23 protein-coding genes are annotated in these 21,467 nt (G+C 59.7%); 13 read left to right on the top strand and 10 right to left on the bottom strand.

The annotated features are described in order from the left end of the window. Positions 1-141 precede the first annotated feature (141 nt). Both KOL70_RS05105 and ampC read right to left on the bottom strand, forming a co-directional pair. A complete protein-coding gene (locus KOL70_RS05105) occupies positions 142-591 on the bottom strand; it encodes a GNAT family N-acetyltransferase (RefSeq protein WP_021506057.1) in 450 nt (149 codons plus the stop codon). Beyond that, positions 588-1,718 carry a class C beta-lactamase gene (gene ampC, locus KOL70_RS05100; RefSeq protein WP_136545682.1) on the bottom strand — a complete coding sequence of 377 codons (1,131 nt, stop codon included), beginning with the start codon at positions 1,716-1,718 and terminating at the stop codon, positions 588-590. The genes KOL70_RS05105 and ampC overlap by 4 nt, the downstream gene beginning before the upstream one ends. 184 nt (positions 1,719-1,902) lie before the next feature. Here ampC and KOL70_RS05095 point away from each other — a divergent pair, with 184 nt between their 5' ends. The 5 genes from KOL70_RS05095 to KOL70_RS05075 all read left to right on the top strand — a co-directional run bounded on the left by KOL70_RS05095 (position 1,903) and on the right by KOL70_RS05075 (position 7,110). Beyond that, positions 1,903-3,657 carry a glycerol-3-phosphate dehydrogenase/oxidase gene (locus tag KOL70_RS05095; protein WP_215480309.1) on the top strand — a complete coding sequence of 585 codons (1,755 nt, stop codon included), beginning with the start codon at positions 1,903-1,905 and terminating at the stop codon, positions 3,655-3,657. Next, the gene (locus KOL70_RS05090) at positions 3,641-4,480 is read left to right on the top strand and encodes a class I fructose-bisphosphate aldolase (protein WP_215480308.1); all 840 of its coding nucleotides are present in this window, start codon (positions 3,641-3,643) and stop codon (positions 4,478-4,480) included. Before KOL70_RS05095 ends, KOL70_RS05090 begins: the two co-directional genes overlap by 17 nt. Before the next feature lie 58 nt (positions 4,481-4,538). Then, positions 4,539-6,026, top strand: a complete 1,488-nt coding sequence (locus KOL70_RS05085; protein ID WP_215480307.1) for an FGGY-family carbohydrate kinase — start codon at positions 4,539-4,541, stop codon at positions 6,024-6,026. Positions 6,027-6,121: 95 nt separating this feature from the next. After that, positions 6,122-6,604, top strand: coding sequence for an antitoxin Xre/MbcA/ParS toxin-binding domain-containing protein (locus tag KOL70_RS05080; RefSeq protein WP_021506062.1), 483 nt, complete (start codon positions 6,122-6,124; stop codon positions 6,602-6,604). Continuing rightward, the gene (locus KOL70_RS05075) at positions 6,604-7,110 is read left to right on the top strand and encodes an RES family NAD+ phosphorylase (RefSeq protein WP_215480306.1); all 507 of its coding nucleotides are present in this window, start codon (positions 6,604-6,606) and stop codon (positions 7,108-7,110) included. The genes KOL70_RS05080 and KOL70_RS05075 overlap by 1 nt, the downstream gene beginning before the upstream one ends. A 5-nt stretch (positions 7,111-7,115) precedes the next feature. Here KOL70_RS05075 and KOL70_RS05070 read toward each other — a convergent pair whose 3' ends face one another. Further along, the gene (locus KOL70_RS05070; protein ID WP_369974293.1) at positions 7,116-7,358 is read right to left on the bottom strand and encodes a hypothetical protein; all 243 of its coding nucleotides are present in this window, start codon (positions 7,356-7,358) and stop codon (positions 7,116-7,118) included. A 248-nt stretch (positions 7,359-7,606) separates the two neighbouring features. Here KOL70_RS05070 and hpxO point away from each other — a divergent pair, with 248 nt between their 5' ends. Continuing rightward, positions 7,607-8,764: an FAD-dependent urate hydroxylase HpxO gene (gene hpxO, locus KOL70_RS05065; RefSeq protein ID WP_058780578.1), complete on the top strand. Its 1,158-nt coding sequence runs from the start codon at positions 7,607-7,609 to the stop codon at positions 8,762-8,764. Positions 8,765-8,815: 51 nt separating this feature from the next. Here the strand turns inward: hpxO and dcp are convergent, their stop codons facing one another. The 3 genes from dcp to KOL70_RS05050 form a co-directional block, all read right to left on the bottom strand. Next, positions 8,816-10,867: a peptidyl-dipeptidase Dcp gene (gene dcp, locus KOL70_RS05060; RefSeq protein ID WP_215480305.1), complete on the bottom strand. Its 2,052-nt coding sequence runs from the start codon at positions 10,865-10,867 to the stop codon at positions 8,816-8,818. Positions 10,868-10,917: 50 nt separating this feature from the next. After that, positions 10,918-12,276, bottom strand: a complete 1,359-nt coding sequence (gene guaD / locus KOL70_RS05055; RefSeq protein ID WP_215480304.1) for a guanine deaminase — start codon at positions 12,274-12,276, stop codon at positions 10,918-10,920. Positions 12,277-12,400: 124 nt separating this feature from the next. After that, positions 12,401-12,583, bottom strand: coding sequence for a hypothetical protein (locus tag KOL70_RS05050; RefSeq protein WP_215480303.1), 183 nt, complete (start codon positions 12,581-12,583; stop codon positions 12,401-12,403). A gap of 66 nt (positions 12,584-12,649) precedes the next feature. Between KOL70_RS05050 and ydfG the strand changes: the two genes are divergently transcribed. Then, a complete protein-coding gene (gene ydfG, locus KOL70_RS05045; RefSeq protein WP_010618462.1) occupies positions 12,650-13,396 on the top strand; it encodes a bifunctional NADP-dependent 3-hydroxy acid dehydrogenase/3-hydroxypropionate dehydrogenase YdfG in 747 nt (248 codons plus the stop codon). Between the two features lie 45 nt (positions 13,397-13,441). Here ydfG and KOL70_RS05040 read toward each other — a convergent pair whose 3' ends face one another. Further along, complete coding sequence (locus tag KOL70_RS05040; RefSeq protein ID WP_031279118.1) at positions 13,442-13,768, bottom strand: YnfA family protein; 327 nt, start codon at positions 13,766-13,768, stop codon at positions 13,442-13,444. A 133-nt stretch (positions 13,769-13,901) separates the two neighbouring features. Here KOL70_RS05040 and KOL70_RS05035 point away from each other — a divergent pair, with 133 nt between their 5' ends. After that, a complete protein-coding gene (locus tag KOL70_RS05035) occupies positions 13,902-14,237 on the top strand; it encodes a DUF1283 family protein (protein ID WP_211726193.1) in 336 nt (111 codons plus the stop codon). Between the two features lie 52 nt (positions 14,238-14,289). Continuing rightward, positions 14,290-14,586 (top strand): DUF1161 domain-containing protein, encoded by a 297-nt coding sequence (locus tag KOL70_RS05030; RefSeq protein WP_058769782.1) that lies wholly within the window; start codon positions 14,290-14,292, stop codon positions 14,584-14,586. A gap of 31 nt (positions 14,587-14,617) precedes the next feature. Here the strand turns inward: KOL70_RS05030 and KOL70_RS05025 are convergent, their stop codons facing one another. Together KOL70_RS05025 and KOL70_RS05020 are read right to left on the bottom strand one after the other, a co-directional pair. Next, positions 14,618-16,078, bottom strand: a complete 1,461-nt coding sequence (locus KOL70_RS05025) for an MDR family MFS transporter (RefSeq protein WP_211726194.1) — start codon at positions 16,076-16,078, stop codon at positions 14,618-14,620. 119 nt (positions 16,079-16,197) lie between these two features. Continuing rightward, the gene (locus tag KOL70_RS05020) at positions 16,198-16,422 is read right to left on the bottom strand and encodes a hypothetical protein (protein ID WP_153007571.1); all 225 of its coding nucleotides are present in this window, start codon (positions 16,420-16,422) and stop codon (positions 16,198-16,200) included. 38 nt (positions 16,423-16,460) lie between these two features. On the opposite strand from KOL70_RS05020, the gene KOL70_RS05015 reads away from it, so the two are divergent. From KOL70_RS05015 to osmV, 4 genes are read left to right on the top strand one after another with little or no spacing between them, the layout of a single operon-like run. Continuing rightward, positions 16,461-17,177: an ABC transporter permease gene (locus KOL70_RS05015; RefSeq protein WP_021506071.1), complete on the top strand. Its 717-nt coding sequence runs from the start codon at positions 16,461-16,463 to the stop codon at positions 17,175-17,177. Between the two features lie 16 nt (positions 17,178-17,193). Then, positions 17,194-18,120 carry a glycine betaine ABC transporter substrate-binding protein gene (locus KOL70_RS05010; protein ID WP_059008790.1) on the top strand — a complete coding sequence of 309 codons (927 nt, stop codon included), beginning with the start codon at positions 17,194-17,196 and terminating at the stop codon, positions 18,118-18,120. Between the two features lie 9 nt (positions 18,121-18,129). Then, positions 18,130-18,777 carry an osmoprotectant ABC transporter permease OsmW gene (osmW, locus tag KOL70_RS05005; protein WP_021506073.1) on the top strand — a complete coding sequence of 216 codons (648 nt, stop codon included), beginning with the start codon at positions 18,130-18,132 and terminating at the stop codon, positions 18,775-18,777. Further along, positions 18,777-19,913, top strand: coding sequence for an osmoprotectant ABC transporter ATP-binding protein OsmV (gene osmV, locus KOL70_RS05000; protein WP_021506074.1), 1,137 nt, complete (start codon positions 18,777-18,779; stop codon positions 19,911-19,913). The genes osmW and osmV overlap by 1 nt, the downstream gene beginning before the upstream one ends. A 51-nt stretch (positions 19,914-19,964) precedes the next feature. Here the strand turns inward: osmV and KOL70_RS04995 are convergent, their stop codons facing one another. Beyond that, a complete protein-coding gene (locus KOL70_RS04995; RefSeq protein ID WP_215480302.1) occupies positions 19,965-21,341 on the bottom strand; it encodes a nucleobase:cation symporter-2 family protein in 1,377 nt (458 codons plus the stop codon). Positions 21,342-21,467 lie beyond the last annotated feature (126 nt).

Below are 21,467 nucleotides of genomic sequence, written 5' to 3'. Positions count from 1 at the left end.
AGAAAATAGCGAGCATGATCACAGTTATTTATCTGTGGGGTTATCGTTTGAAAGTATCCAGGGAGCGACACGGTGGGATGAATAACGCAAGCGCGCCTGGATCAGGCACGCGGGGCTGCCCTCCATGGCAGCCCGGGAAAATTACGGCTGATCGAATAAATGACGGTACTGCACAAAGTCGGTTTGTTGCGCCAGCCGATCGTACAGCGCCCGCGCGTGGCTATTAGACGCCTGCGTCAGCCAGTAAACGCGCGAACAGCCGAGCTTCTCTGCCTGTTCATAGACCGCCAGAATCAGTGCCTTGCCGGCGCCCAGACCGCGCGCGGCTTCGCTGACGTAGAGGTCCTGCAAATAGCAGTAGTCGCCCTGAGTCCAGGTTGAGCGGTGGGTAAGAAAATGCACCAGCCCGACCATCGCGCCGTCCTGCTCGGCCACCAGACAGTGCATGGGTTCCGCGCGGGACAGCAAGCGGCGAAAGCTCTCGCCGGTGGTGTTATCGTCAATGGTGGTCTGATAAAAGCGCTGATAGCCCTGCCACAGCGCCAGCCACGGCATGAAATCTTCGGCGCGCAGCGCTCTGATGGTTATCATTCGCCTTTCCCGATGTTGCTGATGATTTTTTCCGCAGCCACCACCCGATCGTCATTCGGGAACCACTTATTTGCCAGCATAATCAGCGCAACCCGCTGCGACGGAATAAAGACGGCGTAGGTGGCGAATCCGTTGGTGGAGCCGGTTTTGTTGTACCACGCCTGCTGCGGCGCAGCCTGCGGCGGCGTAATCCGCGTGGCTTTCATGCCCTTCATGATGCGCGCGCCGCTGTTGCCGTCCACCAGCTGCTGCGTGGTTACCGGCAGCGGGTAATATTCCCACATCATCGCCTGAGTAAAAGCGGCCTCGGTGTGGTAATAGCCCTGATGCGTCGCGGCCACCGCCTGTTGCCATGCGGGCGCGACTGGCTGCTGCTGCAGCTGAATGGCCAGCCAGCGAATCAGATCGGCAGAGGTAGATTTCAGGCCATAGGATTCCGCATCCAGCGGGCCTGGCGTGACCCGCACCGGGCGATCCTGCTTGTTATAACCCTGGGCGTAGCGCCCCATCTGTGATGCAGGCACCTGCACATAGCTGTGCGTCATGCCCATCGCCGGCAGCAGCTGCTTTTCCATCGCACTGATGAACGGCTGATGCAGACTCTTAGCCGCAATCATGCCGAGCATACCGATACCGAGGTTGGAATAAACCCGCACCGTGCCCGGCTGGGCCTCTGGCTGCCACTGTTTGTACCAGCGCATCAGCTCGCGGGTATTGGTCACGTCATCCGGTACGAACAGCGGCGTGCCGCTGGTGTGCGTCGCCAGATTCAGCAGCGAGACGCGATCAAAAGCGCTGCCTTTCAGTTCCGGCAGCCACTGGCTGGCCGCGTCGCTGAATTTCAGTTTATTCTGCTGCGCCGCATAGCTGGCTAAGGTGGCGGTAAACGTTTTACTCAGCGAGCCGATTTCAAACAGCGTCTGCTCGTTGATCGGCTGTCCGCTCTCTTTCGATGCCACGCCGTAGTTATAAAATTCGGTTTTGCCGTCGTGCAGAATCGCCACCGCCATACCGGGGATCTGATACTGCTGCATCAGCGGTTTGATGATGCTGTCTGGTGATGTCGTTGCCAGCGCACTGCCGCTGACCAGCAGCGCGAGTGCGCTTAATCGGGCCCATGAAAACATGAAAATTCCTTTTCCTGCAGGTTAACCATGATGTCTGACCGGCAGTATATCGTTACCCCAGCCAGGCTTCCCGACAATTCTTGTTTGAAGTGAACAAAATCACATCCTGCAGGACCTGATTTGCCGTTTGCTGCGCCCGCTCCTATACCTTTGACAAGTAAGCGTTCATCGCAAGGAGCTGATAATGGAGCAGGTTTTGACCCGCGAACAACGGCTTAGCCGCCTGCGCGCGCGCAGTTCGCTGCCGGTGCTGATCGTCGGCGGCGGCATCAACGGCATCAGTACTTTTCGTGAGCTGGCATTACAGGGCATTCCTGCGGTGCTGGTGGAGAAAGGTGACTGGTGCCAGGCGGCCAGCGGCGCGCTGTCGCGCATGATTCACGGCGGCTTGCGCTATCTGGAAACCGGCGAGTTTGGCCTGGTGAAAGAGTCGGTGATGGAGCGCGATCGCCTGCTGAAAAACGCCGCGCACTATGTGTTTCCGCTGCGCACCACCGTACCTATCGATAATCTCGGCGGTGGACTGGTTAACGCCACGCGACGTTTCCTGCGCCTGAGCGATAAGCCCACCCGGCGCGGCGCGCTGCTGATCAAAACCGGCCTGAGCCTGTACGACCTCTACACGCGACAGTATGGCGCTATGCCGCGCCACCAGCTGCGTAACGAAGCCGCCACGCGCGATCGCTGGCCTGGCTTCGCACCCTGGGTGAAATACAGCGCCAGCTACTACGATGCGTGGATCAGCGCGCCGGAGCGACTCGGGTTTGAGCTGATTGAAGATGCGGAACGCGCCTGCCCGGAGGCGCTGGCGCTCAATTATCTGCGGGTGGTCAGCGCCAGCGACGAGACGGTGCTGCTGGAAGATACGCTGAGCGGTGAGCGCTTTAGCCTGCAGCCGCACGTGCTGGTCAATGCCGGCGGCGCGTGGATCGACCAGCTGAATCAGCAGCTGGCCGTGCATTCACCACCGACCAGACTGATAGGCGGCACCAAAGGATCGCATCTGATCCTCGATCATCCACAGCTGTTACAGATGCTGGACGGTGAAATGGTCTATTTCGAAAATCAGGAAGGCCGGGTGTGCATTATGTTTCCCTGGTTCGGCAAAGTGCTGGTGGGCTCCACCGATATCCGCGTTGATGACCCTGAGGGCGTGGTGTGCGAAGCCGAAGAGCAGGATTACATTCTTGAGTCGCTGCGCTTTGTATTTCCTGACATCGTGGTTCCAGCATCCGCGGTGGTTTATACCTTCTGCGGCGTGCGCCCGCTGCCGGCCAGCGAGGCTAAAGTGAATGGTCAGATTTCGCGTAACCATTCGCTGGTGCTGCTGCCGCCTGACCACGCGCGTGCCTGGAGCACGCTGTGTCTGGTCGGCGGTAAATGGACCACCTTCCGCCGCTTCGGGGAAGAGGCCGCCGACCGCGTGTTGCGCCTGCTGGGAGAAAAGCGTCGCGTCTCCAGCAGCGACCTGCCGATTGGCGGCGGCCGGGATTTTCCGGCGCCGTCCGCCCAGCCCGCCTGGCTCAGTGCGCTGGCACAGCAATATGACCTTCCGCTGGCGCGCGTGACGCAACTGGCGAAACGCTACGGCAGCCGGGCCCTGCCGCTGCTGCAGCTGATTCAGCAGTACGGCGAACAGCCGCTGCAGCATCATGCCGGTTACAGCACTACCGAACTGCGCTATCTGATTGAGCATGAACAGGTGTGCCAGCTGGAAGACGTGCTGGTGCGCCGTACGTCACTGGCTATCTGCGGTGAATTAACGCCGCCGCTCATGCAGGAAATTTCGCAGCTGCTGGCCGACTCGCTCGGCTGGCAGGACAGCCAGCGCGCTGAACATCTGCAGCACACCGCAATCAGCCTGGCGCAGCGCCATGGGCTGCACGCGCTCGCATCCGCGTTTTCACAGGAGGAAGTTCAGGATGTCACTCACCCCTAAAGTTCGCCTCAACCGGTTATTTCACCACGGCAAGTGCCTGGATGTGGCGATCGATCACGGCATCGCCAACGAGCCCGATTTTCTGCTGGGGCTGGAAGATATTGAAAGCGTGATGCGCAACCTGATTGCCGCACAGCCGGATGCGATCCAGGTCAATTATGGCCAGGCCGATCTGCTGCAGCGCGTTGCCGGGCGCAAACCGGCGCTGGTGATGCGCACCGACGTCGGCAATGCCTATAACGCAGCGCGCCATCGCGAGATGTGGGCGGTGTTGCACAATCCGGAGGCACCGATTCTTGCCGCGCTGCAGATGGATGCCGCCGCTGTGGTGGTCAATCTCTACCAGATCCCGGATGAACCGGGCATTTTTCGCATGTGCGTGGAGAACATTGGCCGCCTGCGCCAGGCCTGCGATCGCTATGCCATGCCGCTGATGGTGGAGCCGCTGGTGATGGCCCCCGCCGGCCAGGGCGCGGCGTACGGCTCGCTCGGTGACGTCAGACAAATCGTGCCGCTGGTGCGGCTGGCGCGGGAGCTGGGCGCCGACATCATTAAAGCCGACCCCACGGATAACACAGAGGATTTCCATCGTGTGGTGGAGGCGGCGCGCTGTCCGACGCTGGTGCGCGGCGGCGGCAAAGGGGAACTGGGCGCGGTGCTGGCGAAAAGCGCCGCGCTGATGGCGCAGGGTGCCAGCGGCATGGTATATGGCCGCAACGTTTATCAACATGATAATCCGTCACGCGTGGTCAGCGCGCTGATGGCGATTATCCATCAGGGTGTCAGCGGCGCGGATGCGCTGGACATCTACCAGCAGGGTTAAGCGTGACCTGCACCGGCGCTTAAGCGGTGCGCCGTCTTCGCCTGAAACGGAGTCGGATATGAGCCAGATTCTCGGCATCGATGCCGGAAACACCATGATCAAAGCGGTACTGTTTGACCTGAGCGGCCGCGTGCTGTCGGTAGCGGAGTGCGCCGGCGAAACGCATCAGCCGCAGGAAGGCTATGCTGAACGGCCAGTTGAAGATATCTGGCGCGGCGTCAGCAACGCGGTGAGTCGCTGCCTGCAGCAAGCCGGCACGCACGGCAGCCAGGTGATTGCCGTCGGGGCCGCCGGACACGGCAACGGGTTGTATGCGCTGGATCGTCAGCAGCGCCCGCTGTTTGGCATCCAGTCGATTGATCATCGCGCCAGCGCCACGGTACAGGTGCTGGAATCCAGCGGTGCGGCGCAGCAGATTTACGCGCTGTCATTGCAGAAACCGTGGCCCGCCGCCACACCGGTGCTGATCAGCTGGATACGTCAGCATCAGCCGGAACGCTGGGCGCAGATCGGCCATCTGCTGTGTGCCAAAGATGTCATCGCCCATTTTCTGTGCGGCAACGTCAGCGCGGACTATTCGGATGCGGCCGGTGCCGGGCTGATTGATTATCGCCAGCGCAGCTACAGTCGTGAATTGCTGGCGCTGTACGGCATCGAAGAGGCGCTCGCCCTCCTACCACCGCTGCGTGAATCCTGCGAGGTTACCGGCGTGGTCTCGGCCCGCGCAGCACAGCTCACCGGTTTACCGGCTGGCATCCCGGTGGTGGCCGGCATGTTTGACGTGGTTGCCAGCGCGGTCGGCTCGGGCGTAGTGAACTGCGGTGAGGCCTCCATTGTCGCCGGTACCTGGAGCATCAATCAGGTGGTGGTCGACAAACCTGATTATCTGCGCCCGGTGTTTATGAATTCGATCATCGAACGCGACCACTACATGGCGATCGAGGCCAGCGCCACTTCTGCCGCCAATCTTGACTGGTTCCTGCGTGAATTTGATGATGGCCGCGCCGGCCAGGGCGCGGCGCGCAGCAGCGACAGCGTGGCACAGGTCAGGCCTGACGCGCAGCTGCCGCTGTATCACCCTTACCTCTACTCAGGGCGGAAAGCCGAACCCGCCAAAGCCGGCTTTTACGGCCTCGGCGGCTGGCATACGCGCGCTGACATGCTGTTTGCCCTGTTTGAAGGCGTGACCTTTGCCCACCGGGCGCACATTGACCGGCTGCGCGCGGCCGGCATTACGGTCAACCAGGCCACGCTCTCCGGCGGCGCGACGCGCAGCAGTGTCTGGCCGCAAATGTTTGCCGATGTGCTGGGGATGCCGATTCGCGTCGCAACCTGCCACGAAACCGGGGCGCTGGGTGCGGCCCTGTGTGCGGGCGTGGGCGTGGGTCATTGGCCGAATCTGGCTGCCGCCGTGCAGCAGGCGGTCACCCTTGCGCCGGAGGCGCTGCAGCCCCGCGCGGCGCGCTTCGCGTTTCATGACACCCGCTACCGGCTGTTTAAAAAACTTGAGCTGGCGATGAGCGACATCTGGCGCACCGCCAGTTAATGGCGGTGCGGCGTGAACAAACCATGACACCGGCGGGCAAATGCTGTACACTTGATGCATAAAAATGTTCACATGAACATTATCAGGAGGTTGTGATGTCCACCGCATCGGCTTTTAATCCCACCAGCGGATCGCGCATCTTTGATCCGTCGCTGATTCAGCACGCCCGCCCCTCTTTTATGGATCAGATGGGGCTGCCGCGTAACCGGCTTAAGGCGCATAAGTTGATCACCGACGGCATGGATGTCGGCATTGTCGAACGCGCCGCCACGATTCTGAAAGCGACGCCGATCGACATCGCGCAAATGGTCTCGATTGACCGCAACACCTACCGGCGCCGCGAGAAGTCTGGATCGCAGCTCTCGGTCGAACAGGGTGCACGCATCTATCAGGTGTTTGAAGTGCTGGATGCGGTGATCCAGCTGTTCGCTGGCGATCCGGAAGTGGCGATGCACTGGATGTATCAGCCCGCGCTGGCGCTCGACAACGCGCAGCCGATTAACATGCTCAGTACGCCCGCCGGCTGCGACGCGGTGCTGACGCTGATTGGCCGCCTGGAGCACGGAGTGATTGTCTGATGACACGACGGAAGGATCCGGCCGCACCCGTCAGGGTGTTCTATCGAATAGTCAAAGCGGAGTACGCCAGCCAGGCGTTTAACGGTGCTGGCGCAGAAAAATGGGGTGGCCGCTGGAATCCGCCCGGGATGAAAGCGGTTTACCTCAGCAGCTCAAAAGCGCTGGCGACGCTGGAACTGGTGGTGCACGCCGGGAAAACGCTGCTGGAGCAAAGCCGCTTTGTGGTGTTTACCGTGACGGTACCGGAGTCCGACATCATCGCCCTCGATAGCAGTAAACTGCCGGCCGGCTGGGAAAAATATCAGCAGCAGGAGGAGACGCAGGCCATCGGCGCGGCGTTTCTCGATCCGCACATCGGCTTTCCCCTGCTGATGACGGTGCCCAGCATCCTCACCGGCGAAGATAATGCGCTGTTTAACCCCGATCACCCGGCCGCGGCCGCGCTGATTGCCACAGCGACCTCCGCTCCCTTCGCCATCGATCGCCGCATCAAAGACGATCCGTAAACGGTCTAGCGGCACTGGCTGGCACAGTTTTGTACGCAAATCTGCGCCAGCGAGCCACAGCCGCCGCCGTTGTCATTCTTGCACTGCGATTGCTGCACGTAACAGTTCTGCTGACAGGAAGAGACATCACACTTCGCTGCTACCGGCGTGAGCTGCGGCAAATCCCCTTTTCTCTCCGGCTGCCACGGCGTTTGCGCCGCTGCGCTCAGGCTGCCCAGCAGCCATAACATCATTATCCATTTCATCATTCAGTCCTCGCAGGATGGATGGAGAGAGTATGAACGCTGGCCGGATGATTGCCAGCGTGAAACCTTTGGTTCACTTTCCCCCGGGTGATGCCCTGTTAAGGTGCAGCATCTGCGCCCATTGCCGAAGCAGCGCATGACCCAACCAGAATATAAATCATTATTTTCAATACTTTAACTCACTGCCATCCTGGCCCTGCAAGATGGTACAAAAGTTGCAGGGTTTAGGGTGCACAGTAAAGGAGACGGTAATGAAAGCGATTGTGATTGGAGCGGGTATCGGCGGCATGAGCGCGGCGCTGGCGCTGGAAAAAGCGGGTTTCAGCACCGCAGTGTATGAAGCGGTGAAAGAGATGAAACCGGTCGGCGCGGCCATCTCTATCTGGCCTAACGGTGTGAAGTGCCTCAATGCGCTGGGTCTCAAGGCACAGCTGCGCGCGCTCGGCGGCAATATGGCGTTTATGGCTTACAACGATGGCCACAGCGGCAGCACCCTGACCCGCTTCAGTTTGTCACCGCTGGTGCAGCAGGTCGGCGAGTATCCTTATCCGGTCGCACGCGCAGAGTTACAGGCGCTGCTGATCGACAGCTACGGCCGCGAACGCATCCGCTTTGGCAAACGCGTTGTGCGGGTGGAGCAGCATGCCAGCGGCGTGACCGCCTGGTTTGATGACGGCAGCCAGGCTGAAGGGGATTTTATGGTGGCCGCCGACGGCACCCACTCGGTGATTCGCCATCACGTGCTGGGCGAACACGTCGAGCGTCGCTACGCAGGCTACGTTAACTGGAATGGCCTGGTCACCATCGATGAGAGCATCGCGCCCGCCGATCAGTGGACCACGTTTGTCGGCGAGGGCAAGCGCGTCTCGCTGATGCCGGTGAGCGGTAACCGCTTCTACTTTTTCTTTGATGTCCCGCTGCCGAAAGGGCTGGCGCAGGATCGCGCAACGGTGAAAGACGATCTGCGCGGCTATTTTGCCGGCTGGGCCGAACCGGTCCAGCGGCTGATCGCCAGCATTGACGCACAAACCACCAATCGCGTGGAGATTCATGATATCGAACCCTTCAGCCGCTTTGTCAGAGGACGTGTGGCGCTGCTGGGGGATGCGGCACACAGCACCACGCCGGATATTGGCCAGGGCGGCTGTGCGGCCATGGAAGATGCGGTGGTACTGGCGCAAACCCTGACCGCCCACTCGCTGGGCATTGAGGACGGCCTGCTGCGCTATGAGGCGCGGCGCGTCGAGCGCACCCGTGATTTGGTGCTGAAAGCGCGCAAGCGTTGTGATGTCACCCACGCCAAAGATGCGGCGGTTACCGCGGAATGGTATGCCGGACTGAAAGAGGAAACCGGCGAACGCGTGCTGGCCGGCATGTGCGACACCATTGAAGGCGGTCCGCTGGGATAAGCGTGCAGGCCAGCCAGCTGCACTGCTGGCTGGTCCTTCGGTTACGGCGCGTTACGCCTCGTCGAGGCCGCGGTGTTTCAGCATCGGCCCGATGTCCGGCGCTTTACCGCGCCAGGCCAGCCACAGATGCTGCAGATCGCTGCTGTTACCGCGCGAAAGAATCTGCTCACGGAAGCGCTGACCATTTTCGCGCGTCAGACCGCCCCGCTCGACAAACGCCTGATAGCCATCGTCGGCCAGCATCTGCGTCCAGATATAGGCGTAATACCCGGCCGCATAGCCGCCACCCCAGATATGACGGAAGTAGCTGGAGCGATAGCGCGGCGGCACGGCACTCAGGGCAATATTCTCCGCCGCCAGCGCCTGCTGCTCAAAATGGCTGACATCCTGCGGATTATCGTGCGGTGACAGCGAGTGCCACTGCAAATCAAGCAGTGCCGCCGCCAGCAGTTCGGTCATGTCATAGCCTTTGTTGAATTTCGCGGCGCGCACCATTTTGTCGCGCAGCGCGGCGGGCATCGCTTCACCGGTCTGATAATGGCGCGCATAGTGGGCAAACACCTGATCCTGACTGGCCCAGTGTTCGTTGATTTGCGACGGAAACTCGACAAAATCACGCGGTGTGGCGGTGCCGGACAGGCTGGCATAGCGCTGGGTGGCGAACAGGCCGTGCAGCGTGTGGCCAAACTCATGGAACAGTGTGATCACCTCATCCCAGCTGAGCAGTGCCGGCTGACCGGGCTGCGGCTTGCTGTAATTGCAGACGTTGTAAATCACTGGCCGGCTTTCCAGCAGCGTCGACTGGTCGACGAAATTGCCCATCCATGCGCCACCGCTCTTATTATCCCGCGTGAAGAAATCGGTGTAGAACAGCGCTAACGGTGCATCGTCGGCATCGAAAATCTCATAAACGTTGACGTCCGGATGGTAGACCGGCAGATCGTGGCGCTGTTCAAAACGGATGCCATATAGCTGGCTGGCACACCAGAACACGCCGCTTTCAAGCACAGTGTTGAGCTCAAAATAGGGGCGGATTTGCCCTTCGTCCAGCGCGTATTGCGCGGTGCGTACCTGTTCCGCATAGTAATTCCAGTCCCAGGCGCGCAGCGGGAAGCTGTGGTTTTGATCGGCGATCAGCTGCTGAATATCCGCCGCTTCACGCCCGGCGCGCGCCGTCGCGGCGGGCACGATGTTGCGCATAAAGGACTGGGCGGCTTCCGGCGTTTTCGCCATCTGATCCTGCAGGCTCCATGCTGCGAAGCTGTCGAAGCCCAGCAGACTGGCCTGCTGCGCACGCAGTTGCGCCATGCGCGACACGATGGCGCGCGTGTCGTTGTCGTCACCCTGCTCGCTGCGCGTCAACGCCTGCTGAAACAGCGCTTCGCGCGTGGCGCGCACCGTCAGCGACTGCAGCACCGGCTGCTGGGTGGTATTTTGCAGAGGGATTAGCCATGCGTCGTGCAGCCCGCGCGCCTCGGCGGCATCCTTCGCCTGTGCCAGCGCCGCCGGCGACAGGCCGTCCAGCGCCGCCGCGCTGCTGACGGTATAAGCCGCGGCGTTAGTTGCCGCCAGCAGCCGGTTACCGAAACGCGTGCCCAGACTGGCCAGCTCCTGGTTACAGGCGCGCAGTTGCGCTTTATCGCTCTCACTCAGGCTGGCGCCGGCCAGCTGAAAGCGCTGCCAGGTGACTTCCACCAGCCGCATCGCTTCGGCATCCGGGCACTGCGAGCCGCGCTGCCGATACACGCTGTCGAGCCGCGCAAACAGCGCCGGGTTAAGGTAGATTTCGTCATTGAGCGCCGTCAGCTGCGGCGTGATCAGCTCATCAACCTGCTGGAGCCGCTCGCTGGTATTGGCTGAGGTCATCGCGGCAAAAACGGGGTACACCCGGTTTAGCAGGCTACCGCTGCGCTCCAGCGCTTCATAGGTATTGGCAAAGGTTGCCGGCTCGGGGTTGCTGGCAATGGCCGCCACTTCCTGGCGCTTTTCGGCGATTCCGGCTTCCAGCGCCGGCAGGAAATGCGCTTCGTCGATCAGATCAAACGGCGGTGTCTGGTACGGCAACGGGCTGACGTTAAAAAACGGATTGGCACGTGAAGTCATTATCGCTCCTGATAATCAGCAACGCCGCAGCCACCTGCGGCGGTATGCTTTTATCCTGGCAGTTTCGTCGCCTGGCAACAACCTTGCGCGTGCGTATGGCTTTCCCGCTGCCACACGCACTTACCGTTGACCCAGGTTTGCGCGATGTTACGGTCATCACCCAGCGTCATCAGGACAAACAAACGCTGATGGATATCGTCGCTGTTGGCCATGCGCAGCTGCTGCAGTGGTGATACGGCAGGATCGATCACCACAAAATCTGCCTCTTTACCGGGGTTGAAGTTGCCGATTTTGTCATCAAGATCCAGCGCATGGGCGCCGCCCAGCGTAGCGTGGTAAATCGCTTCTGCAGCGCTGAGTTTGTACTGCTGCAGTTGCCCCACCTTATAGGCTTCACCCAGCGTCTGCAGCATATTGAAGGTAGTGCCGGCGCCAACATCGGTGCCCATGCCCATGCGCACGCGCTGCTGCCAGCGGCGTTTAAGATTGAACAGCCCGCTGCCGAGGAACAGGTTGGAGGTCGGACAAAAGGCCATCGCCGAATCGGTGTCATGCAGGCACTGCCATTCGCGATCCTCCAGATGCAGGCAGTGGGCAAATACGCTGCGTTTGCCGGTGAGCTGATGCTGGTGATACACATCAAGATAGCCGTCATGGGCGGGAAACAGCGTTTTTACCCAGGCGATCTCCTGCTGATTTTCGCTGAGATGGGTATGCAGCCAGGTATCGGGAAACTCGTTTTTCAGCTGCTGCACTTTTTCCAGCAGCTGCGGCGATGAGGTCGGCGCAAAGCGCGGCGTCAGCGCATAACCGAGACGCCCGCGCTGGTGCCAGCGCTGAATCAGCTCACGCGTCTGCTGATAACTTTGCGCCGGCGTTTCGGTCAGTTCCGGCGGTGCGTGGCGATCCATCATTACCTTGCCGGCAATCAGCCGCATCTCCAGCTGTTCGGCGGCGCTGAACAGCGCGTCTACCGATTGCGGATGCACCGTACCAAACACCAGCGCAGTTGTGGTGCCATTAGCCAGCAGCTGTTGCAGGAAAAACGCTGACATGCGCGCCGCGTGCACCGCACAGTGGTACTGGCTCTCGACCGGAAAAGTGTACTGATTGAGCCACTCCAGCAGCTGTTCACCGAACGCGCCGATCATTTCGGTCTGCGGATAGTGAATATGGGTATCCACAAACCCCGGCAGGATCAGCTTGCCGCGCAGATCGATCACCTGCGTTGATTCCAGGTGTTGATGTGCCGGCTGCCAGCGCTCCAGACTCACCACTTTGCCGTCGCGCAGCGTCAGCAGACCGTCTTCGAGGTAGCGTGCCTGGTCGGCGAGGCCATCGGGCTGATCGGCCAGCGCGGGGAAATCAAAAAAACTGGCGCGCAGGCGGGTTACAACAGAGTCAGACATGACGCTTCCTTCAGGGTGTAATGCAGGTTTCAGATAGATATAGCAAAGATGTTGCAAACCGCATGCCAGGCAAGCCCATCCAACAATCACTTTAAATTCAGATAAATACACAATTTCAGCGCGATTATCGTCGCAAAAATTGCAGGCAATCGTATGCGTAACCGATTGCCTGTTCGTGGTTTTGCCCTTGCGCATTGCGCTGGCGTTTTACGCCGGGAAAAGGTGCCTGATCGGGCACGCTCATGGTGCAGGGCTGCACCGCAACCGTGCAGGAAAGATTCTGCAACACGCCGCTCACGCTTTTCATGAGCGCCGCTGCGGGGTTAATGCTAAGGTGTGGCAGAGAACCTGAAATCGTATAAGGAACAGTGAGATGATTATTTTTGTTACCGGTGCGACCGCCGGTTTTGGTCAAAGTATCACCCGCCGCTTCATTGCTACAGGTCACAAAGTGATCGCCAGCGGACGCCGTGCTGAGCGTTTGCAGGAATTAAAACAGGAACTGGGCGACAACCTGTACACCGTGCAGCTGGATGTGCGTAACCGCGCGGCTATCGAAGAAGCCATCGCCGCCCTGCCCGCCGAATGGCGTGATATCGATGTGCTGGTGAACAATGCCGGGCTGGCGCTGGGCGTCGAACCGGCACATAAAGCCAGTGTTGAAGACTGGGAAAATATGATCGACACCAACAATAAAGGGCTGGTGTATATGACGCGCGCCGTGCTGCCTGCCATGGTAGAGCGCAACGTCGGTCACATCGTCAACATTGGCTCGATAGCCGGCAGTTGGCCGTACGCCGGTGGCAACGTGTACGGGGCAACCAAGGCGTTTGTGCGCCAGTTCAGCCTCAACCTGCGCACCGACCTGCACGGCACCGCGCTGCGCGTCACCGATATCGAGCCTGGCCTGGTGGGCGGTACCGAGTTTTCGAACGTGCGTTTCAAAGGTGACGATGGCCGCGCGGATGCGGTGTATGAAGGCACCACCGCGCTGACGGCGGAAGACGTGACGGAAGCGGTCTATTGGGTGACCACGCTGCCGAAGCACGTCAACATCAACACGCTGGAAATCATGCCGGTGACGCAAACCACCGCCGGACTGAAAGTGTTTAAAGGATAAGCAAGCTGCGCGTGGCGGCCCGTCGGGTCGCCCTGCACGGCCGGTTCAGGCCTTGCCCCAGCCGATAACGATAATCAGCATGCCGCTGAACGCCACCAGCGCACCGACCCAATCCCACGCACTCAGTTTGACGCCATCGACCAGCCGCAGCCAGATCAGCGCCGTTAACACATACACGCCGCCATAAGCCGCATAAACCCGACCGCTGGCTGCCGGATGCAGGGTCAGCAGCCAGACAAACAGCGCCAGGCTGGCTGCGGCCGGTAACAATAGCCAGGCGCTCATGCCGCGCTTCAGCCACAGCCACGGCAGAAAACAGCCGGTGATCTCGGCAATCGCAGTGATAAAAAACAGCAGCGCGGTTTTCACCAGCATACAAAGTCTCTCTGATCGTTAAACAAACCGCTCACCGCTGGTGAGCAAAGAAGCAGCGATGATATACTGGCAGACAGTGTTGTGACAGCCGCCCTGCGCGCTGTGCTGGAGTTAACGAAAGGAAATGACGATGAAAAAAATGTTTTCCGCCCTGCTCGCTACCACGCTGACCGCCAGCGTGATGCTGACTGCGCCGCTGGCTGTCGCTAAGACGGATCGCCTGATTATTGAAGATGGCAACAACGCGGCCAGCAACGAGGCGGCGCGTCAGAGCAAAGAGCAGTGGAACGATACGCGCAACCTGCGTAACAAGGTGAATACCCGCGTGGAGAAAGAGTTCGACAAGGCAGACCGGGCCTTTGATACCCGCGACGCGTGCGAAAAAAGCTACAACGTTAATGCGTACTGGGAACCGAACACCCTGCGCTGCCTCGATCGCCGCACCGGCCGTCCGCTGGCGCCGTAATGCGCGCCAGCTGCTATAGTTTTCACGGGAATGACGCAACAAGGAGTGAGTGATGAAAAAACGTAATGCAGTTGTGTTGCTAATGGCGCTGGCGTTACCGCTGGCGGTGCAGGCGTCCTGCGAAAGCGTGCGCGCCGACATCAGCAAAAAGATCATCAACAATGGCGTGGCGGAATCGGATTTTACGCTGGATATTGTGCCGAACGATCAGGTTGATCAGGCAGGCGGTCAGGTCGTTGGCCACTGTGAAAACGACACGCAGAAAATCGTTTACAAGAAAAACGGTCGCGATGCGGATAGCAGCGTGCCGGACAGCGCGGGCAGCTCGCAGGATGCTCCCGCACAGTAATCTCTTCGGGCGGCTGGTCGGCCGCCCTGCTTTATTCCGCCTCCGGCCGCTGACGCGGCATCAGCCACGCAATCCACAACGTCAGCAGCGCAATCAGCAATGCCACCACAAATACCCAGTGCAGCGAACTGGCAATCTGCCCGGTCCAGAAGTGTAACTGCTCCTGCGGCAGCGACTGACGGCTCTCCGGTGCCATAATTTTCTGCATCGGATCGCTGGCCTGCGGCAGCCGCAGCGACAGGTTGAGATTGAGCACCGCGCCCATTATAGCCGTGCCGATGGCTGAACCCAGCATGCGGCTGAACATAATTGAGGCGGTGCAGATGCCACGAATTTCATAGTGCGCATGATTTTGTACCGACACCAGAAAGGTGGTGCTGGTCATGCCCATCCCGGTGCCAATAACAAACGCCGTCAGCCCGGCCTGCATGATGCTGCTGTCGGCGCGCAGCAGCAGTAATAGCGCGCTGCCGGCAATCAGTAAAAACGCGCCGAGCTGCGCGGTAAAGCGATACGAGGTGATCAGCATCAGGCGCCCGCTGAGCGTACTGGCCAGCGGCCAGCCAATTGACATCATCGCCAGCGCGCTGCCCGCCTGCAGTGGCGTGCCGCCAGTAATGCCCTGAATCCACGTCGGCAGAAACGCGCTGATGCCCATCATGGTGGCCCCGATAATCAGGTTCCCGGCATTACCGGCAACAATCAGGCGGCTGCGCCACAGCGCCAGTGGAAACAGCGGCGCATCGGCGCGCTGCTCATGGTGTTTCAGCCGCCAGCCGGCCAGCAGCGCCAGCGCCAGGAACGGCACCAGCCAGAAACCCAGCGCTTCCGCCTGTAACAGCGCCACCAGCAGTGCGGTGACGCTGATCATCAACCAGCAGCTGCCGGTCAGATTCAGCGTTGCACCCTGATGCTGTTCGCGCGCCGGCAGAAAACGCGCCAGCAGCAGCATGGAGAGCAGACCAATCGGCACGTTTACCCAGAAAATCACCGACCAGTTAAAGTGCTGAACCAGCCAGGCGCCGCTCAGCGGACCAATGACGGCCGCGACGCCCCAGACGCTGGAGAGCCAGCCCTGCACGCTGGCGCGCTCGCGCGGCGAATAGATGTCCGCCACGATGGTGGTGGTCAGCGGCATAATCGCCCCGGCACCCAGGCCCTGAAAGGCACGAAACACAATCAGCCACGTCATACTATGGGCAAAACCGCACAGCACCGAGCCCAGCAAAAACAGCGTTACGCCGATGAAAAATAATCGTTTGCGACCCCAGATATCCGCCAGTCTGCCGTACAACGGGACGCTTACCGCCTGCGTTAACAGATAAATGGAAAATACCCAGCCAAACTGCGCGAAACCGCCAAGATCGGCAATGATGGTTGGCATTGCCGTGGCCACAATGGTGACCTCAATGGCAGCCATAAACATCGCCAGCATGCAGGCAATCAGAATCCAGTGGCGATGTTCCGTTTGTAATTGTGCGCTTTCAGTCATACGTCTCCCTTTTTCTTACAAGGCTAGTCGAAATTTCGCCGACTCAGTTTCCTCTGCGTGCGCCTGTTTGTGACAATGTCACATATCTTGATGAAAATTTTTTATTGTCGAGCGACACCTTATTTCATGCGGGTTTCGCTTAGTTTTACCACTTTTGTATCTACCTGATTTTGCCGTGAAAACTGGCAATGATCATCAAGCGTTGCTATAGCTCTAAAGGCAGTTTCTGGTTTTTCACTGTGAAAAAGCCGGGAAACAGTCATTTTAACTGCAATTTGACAGCGTGCTGGATTTTCGTCTGTGTATTGCACCGCATAACGCCGGTACGCTGAAAATAACGTCATAAAATCAATCGATTTTTTCAATCAGGGAGACGCACGCTATGCACAATGCATCGCTCGCCCGACGTGCCGGGCTGGCACTGCTCGCCATCGTGGTGGTGATAGCCCTGCTGGTGTGGGGATTAGGGCTGGATACGCTGCGCGACCGCAAGGTGGATTTACTTTACCTTGGGCAGCAACACCTGTACTTAGTGTTCTGGTCGATGTTATGCGCTTTACTGGTTGGCATCCCGAGCGGGATTTTGCTCAGCCGTCCCTTCGCCCGTCGCTGGGCTGAATATGTGATGCAAATCTTCAACGTCGGTAACACGCTGCCGCCGCTGGCCGTGCTGGCGCTGGCGATGGTGATTGTCGGCATTGGCGATCGACCGGCGCTGATCGCCTTGTTCCTCGCCTCGCTGCTGCCGATTGTGCGCAACACCTATGCCGGTCTGAGCGCGGTGCCGCCGTCGCTGATTGAAGCCGCCAACGGTATCGGCATGACCAAACTGCAGCGCCTGCGTCGCGTCGAGCTGCCGAATGCGCTGCCGGTGATCCTCGCCGGGGTGCGCATCGCGACCGCGATTAACGTCGGCACCGCGCCGCTGGCCTTTTTAATTGGTGCCAGCAGCTACGGCGAGCTGATCTTCCCTGGTATTTATCTCAACGACTTCCCGACGCTGATCCTCGGCGCAGTGGCCACCGCCCTGTTTGCCCTGATCCTCGACATGCTGCTGGCAGCATTGGGACGCGTCCTCAGCCCGCACTCTGCGGCTTAACCCGGAGCATGTAATCATGGCCACTGCTAATCTGCTGGCGCGCTGGGTCAAACGCACCGCGCTGGCCCTGACCGCCACCTTAACCCTCAGTCACGGCGCTCTCGCCGCCGCGCCCATCGTGATGGCGACCAAAAGTTTTACCGAGCAGCATATCCTGTCTGCGATGACGGTGATGTGGCTGCAAAAGAAAGGTTTTCAGGTCATCCCGAAAACCAACATCGCCACCACCATCGGGCGCAATGCGATGATCAACAAGCAGATTGATATGACGTGGGAATATACCGGCACCTCGCTGATTATTTTCAACCATATCAACAAGCCGATGTCGTCTGAAGAGGCGTACAAAACCGTTAAACAGCTGGACGCGAAGCTGGGACTGGTGTGGCTCAATCCTGCCCCGATGAACAACACCTACGCGTTTGCCATGCAGCGCCAGCGCGCTGACGCCGAAGGCATTAGCACCATGTCGCAGCTGGTGGCGAAGCTGGAACAGGTACGCAACACCGATCCGGATCATAACTGGAAACTCGGTCTCGATCTGGAATTTGCTGGCCGCTCGGATGGTCTGAAACCGCTGCAGAAAGCCTACAACATGCCGCTGGATCGCCCGCAGATTCGTCAGATGGACCCCGGCCTCGTGTATAACGCGGTGCGCGACGGCTTTGTCGACGCCGGACTGATTTACACCACCGATGGCCGGGTAAAAGGCTTTGATTTGAAAGTACTGGAGGATGATAAGCACTTCTTCCCAAGTTACAACGTCACGCCGGTAGTGCGTCAGGATGTGCTGGAAAGCCATCCCGGCCTTGAGGCCGCGCTGAATGCGCTGTCGCCGCTGATCACCGATGAAGCCATCACCGAGATGAACAAGCGCGTCGATATCGATCACCAGTCGCCGCAGCAGGTGGCGCGTGATTTCCTCAAATCCAAAAACATGCTGTAAGGAGGCGCAATGGATACCCTGCATTACATCATGGATAACTGGAACACGCTGCTGGCGCTGACCTGGCAGCACACCTGGCTGGTGCTGGTGGCGGTAGGTTTTGCCATCCTCGTCGGCGTGCCGCTGGGCATTCTGATTGTCCGCTTCAAATGGCTGGCAACACCGGTGCTGGGCATCGCCACCATCGTGCTGACCATCCCGACCATTGCGCTATTTGGCCTGATGATTCCGCTGTTTTCACTCATCGGTCAGGGGATTGGCGCCCTGCCGGCGATTACTGCGGTGTTTCTCTATTCACTGCTGCCGATTGTGCGTAATACCCATACCGCGCTGGAAAATCTGCCGCCCGGGCTGCGCGAAGCCGGTCGCGGTATCGGCATGACCTTCTGGCAGCGCCTGCGCTGGGTGGAAATTCCGATGGCGCTGCCGGTGATTTTTGGCGGTATCCGTACCGCCGTGGTGATGAACGTCGGCGTGATGGCCATTGCGGCGGTGATCGGTGCCGGCGGCCTGGGCCTGCAACTGCTGGACGGCATCAGCGGCAGCGATGTGCGTATGCTGATAGCCGGCGCACTGATGATCTGTTTACTGGCGATTATTCTTGACTGGCTGCTGCACCGTCTGCAGTCGGCGCTGACTCCTAAGGGGATTCGATAATGATAAAACTGGAAAACCTGACGAAAACCTTTACGCAAAAAAACGGCACCACGTTCAATGCCGTTGACAACGTCAGCCTGGAAGTGCCTGCCGGGGAGATGTGTGTGCTGCTGGGCCCGTCCGGCTGCGGCAAAACCACCACGCTGAAGATGATTAACCGTTTGATCCCCGCCAGCAGCGGGCGAATTTTAATTAATGGCGAAGACACCAGCGGCCAGGATACCGTCACGCTGCGCCGCAATATCGGCTATGTGATTCAGCAGATTGGTCTGTTCCCGAACATGACCATTGAAGAGAACATTACCGTGGTGCCGCGCATGCTGGGCTGGGACAAAAAACGCTGCCGGGAACGGGCGACGGAGCTGATGAGCATGGTGGCGCTTGACCCGACGAAGTTTCTGCATCGCTACCCGCGTGAGATGTCGGGCGGCCAGCAGCAGCGCATCGGCGTGATCCGCGCGCTGGCGGCGGATCCACCGGTACTGCTGATGGATGAACCGTTCGGTGCCGTCGACCCGATCAACCGCGAGGTGATTCAGAACGAGTTCCTCGATATGCAGCGCCAGCTGAAGAAAACCGTGATGCTGGTGAGCCATGATATTGATGAGGCGCTGAAGCTCGGTGACCGCATCGCGGTGTTTGGCCAAGGCAAAATCGTGCAGTGTGCCAGCCCGGACGAACTGCTGGCGCAGCCGGCCAACGAATTTGTCGGCTCGTTCGTCGGTCAGGACCGTACGCTGAAGCGTCTGCTACTGGTGCAGGCGGGCGACGTCACCGATCAGCAGCCGACCATCACCGTGCAGCGCAGTACCCCGCTTCAGGAGGCGTTCGCGACCATGGACGACAACGACATGCGTTCGGTCACGGTGGTCGACGAAGATGGCAAACCGCTGGGCTTTGTCAAACGTCGTGAAGCGCGCGGCGCCACCGGCCGCTGCGAGGAGATGCTGCACACCTTTAAGGTCACCGGCAAAGCGGAGGAGAACCTGCGCGTGGTGCTGTCAAAGCTGTATGAACACAACACGGTATGGATGCCGATTGTCGATGAGGAAGGTCGCTACAGCGGCGAAATTTCGCAGGATTACATCGCGGATTACCTCAGCTCCGGACGTACACGCCGTCGTCTCAACCCGTAACCCCGACCGAACCGCGCCACGGAGGGCGCGATTCTCCAGGTAAATTGTGCGTCAGTTGCTCTCTTCAACCGCGCCGACCGCCGCAACCGCTTTAGCTTCATTCGGCAGTACCACGCTCAGCAGCATGGCGAGAATCCCGCCGGTGGTGACTGCATGACCAAACAGATTGCTGACCAGCGGCGGGAACTGTTTCAGCACGTCCGGAACCGCTTCCACCCCGAGGCCAATGCCAAACGACACCGCCACAATCAGCATCTCACGCCGCCCCAGTGGGGCTTGCGTCATCACGCGAATACCGGCGGCGACCACACTGCCAAACATCACCAGCGTTGCCCCGCCCAGCACCGGCGGCGGAATCTGCTGTAGCAGGTTGCCGACCAGCGGGAAGATGCCCAGCAGCACCAGCATCAGGCCAATCACCATCCCCACGTAGCGACTGGCGACGCCGGTCATCTGAATCACCCCGTTGTTCTGCGCAAAGGTGGTATTGGGAAACGCCGAGAACAGCGCCGCCAGCAGGCAGCTGAGACCATCGGCCAGAATCCCGCCCTGCAGCCGGCGCTGAAACCCGTCGCCTTCCAGCGGCTGGCGTGAAATCAGACAGTTGGCGGTCAGATCGCCCACCGCCTCAATCACGCAGATCACCGAGACCAGCGCAATCGGCACAAACAGCGTCCAGCTAAAATCAAAGCCAAAATGCAGTAGCGAAGGCAGCACCAGCCAGTGCGTCTCCGCCATCGGCTTCAGCGGCAGATGACCGCTCAGCGCCGCCGCGATGCAGCCCGCACCAATGCCGGCGACCACCGCCACCAGCCGCGCCCAGCGCGAGTGGGAACGGTTAAGCACAATTATCACCAGCAGGGTCAGCGCCCCCAGCGCCAGATTACCCGGCGCGCCAAAATCGCGGGCGTTATGCCCGCCCGCCCAGTCGGTAATACTGACTTTTATCAGGCTGATACCAATCAGGGTGATCACCGTACCGGTCACCACCGGGGTCAGCACTTTACGCAGAGGTGTGATGCAGCGGCTAATCAGCATCGGGATCAGCGCCGCCACCAGGTTGCAGCCAAAAATCATGGCGAGGATCGCCTGCGGTGAACCGCCCTGCGCTTTCACCGTCATCCCCGCCGAGAGAATGACGCCGAGAAAGGCGAAGCTGGTGCCCTGCAGACAGATCATGCCTGCGCCAATGCCGCAGAAACGGCGCGCCTGCAGAAAGGTACCGAGTCCGGAAACCAGCAGCGACATGCTGATGAGATACGGAATCCAGGCCTGTAACCCCAGCACGGAACCGATAATCAGCGGCGGCGTGATGATACCGACCACGCTGGCCAGCACGTGCTGCAGGGCGGCAAAGAACGCCGGTGCAGGACCGATGCGGGCATCCAGCCCGTACAACAAACCTTTCTCTTCTTCTGGGTGCGACATAGCAGGGCTCCGGCAAACGATTTATCAGTTTGCCTGATGCATGAAACGCGCCAGGGCGACAACGGACAGGAAAAATTCAGGACAGATGATTGAATATAAACAGGTTTATTGCATAAAAAAAAGCAG

The organism is Pantoea sp. B270, assembly GCF_018726825.1.
In the GTDB taxonomy this organism is placed as follows: domain Bacteria; phylum Pseudomonadota; class Gammaproteobacteria; order Enterobacterales; family Enterobacteriaceae; genus Pantoea; species Pantoea dispersa.
Note: the sequence above shows the minus strand (reverse complement) of the source record. Positions and strands in the feature narration are given on the sequence as shown.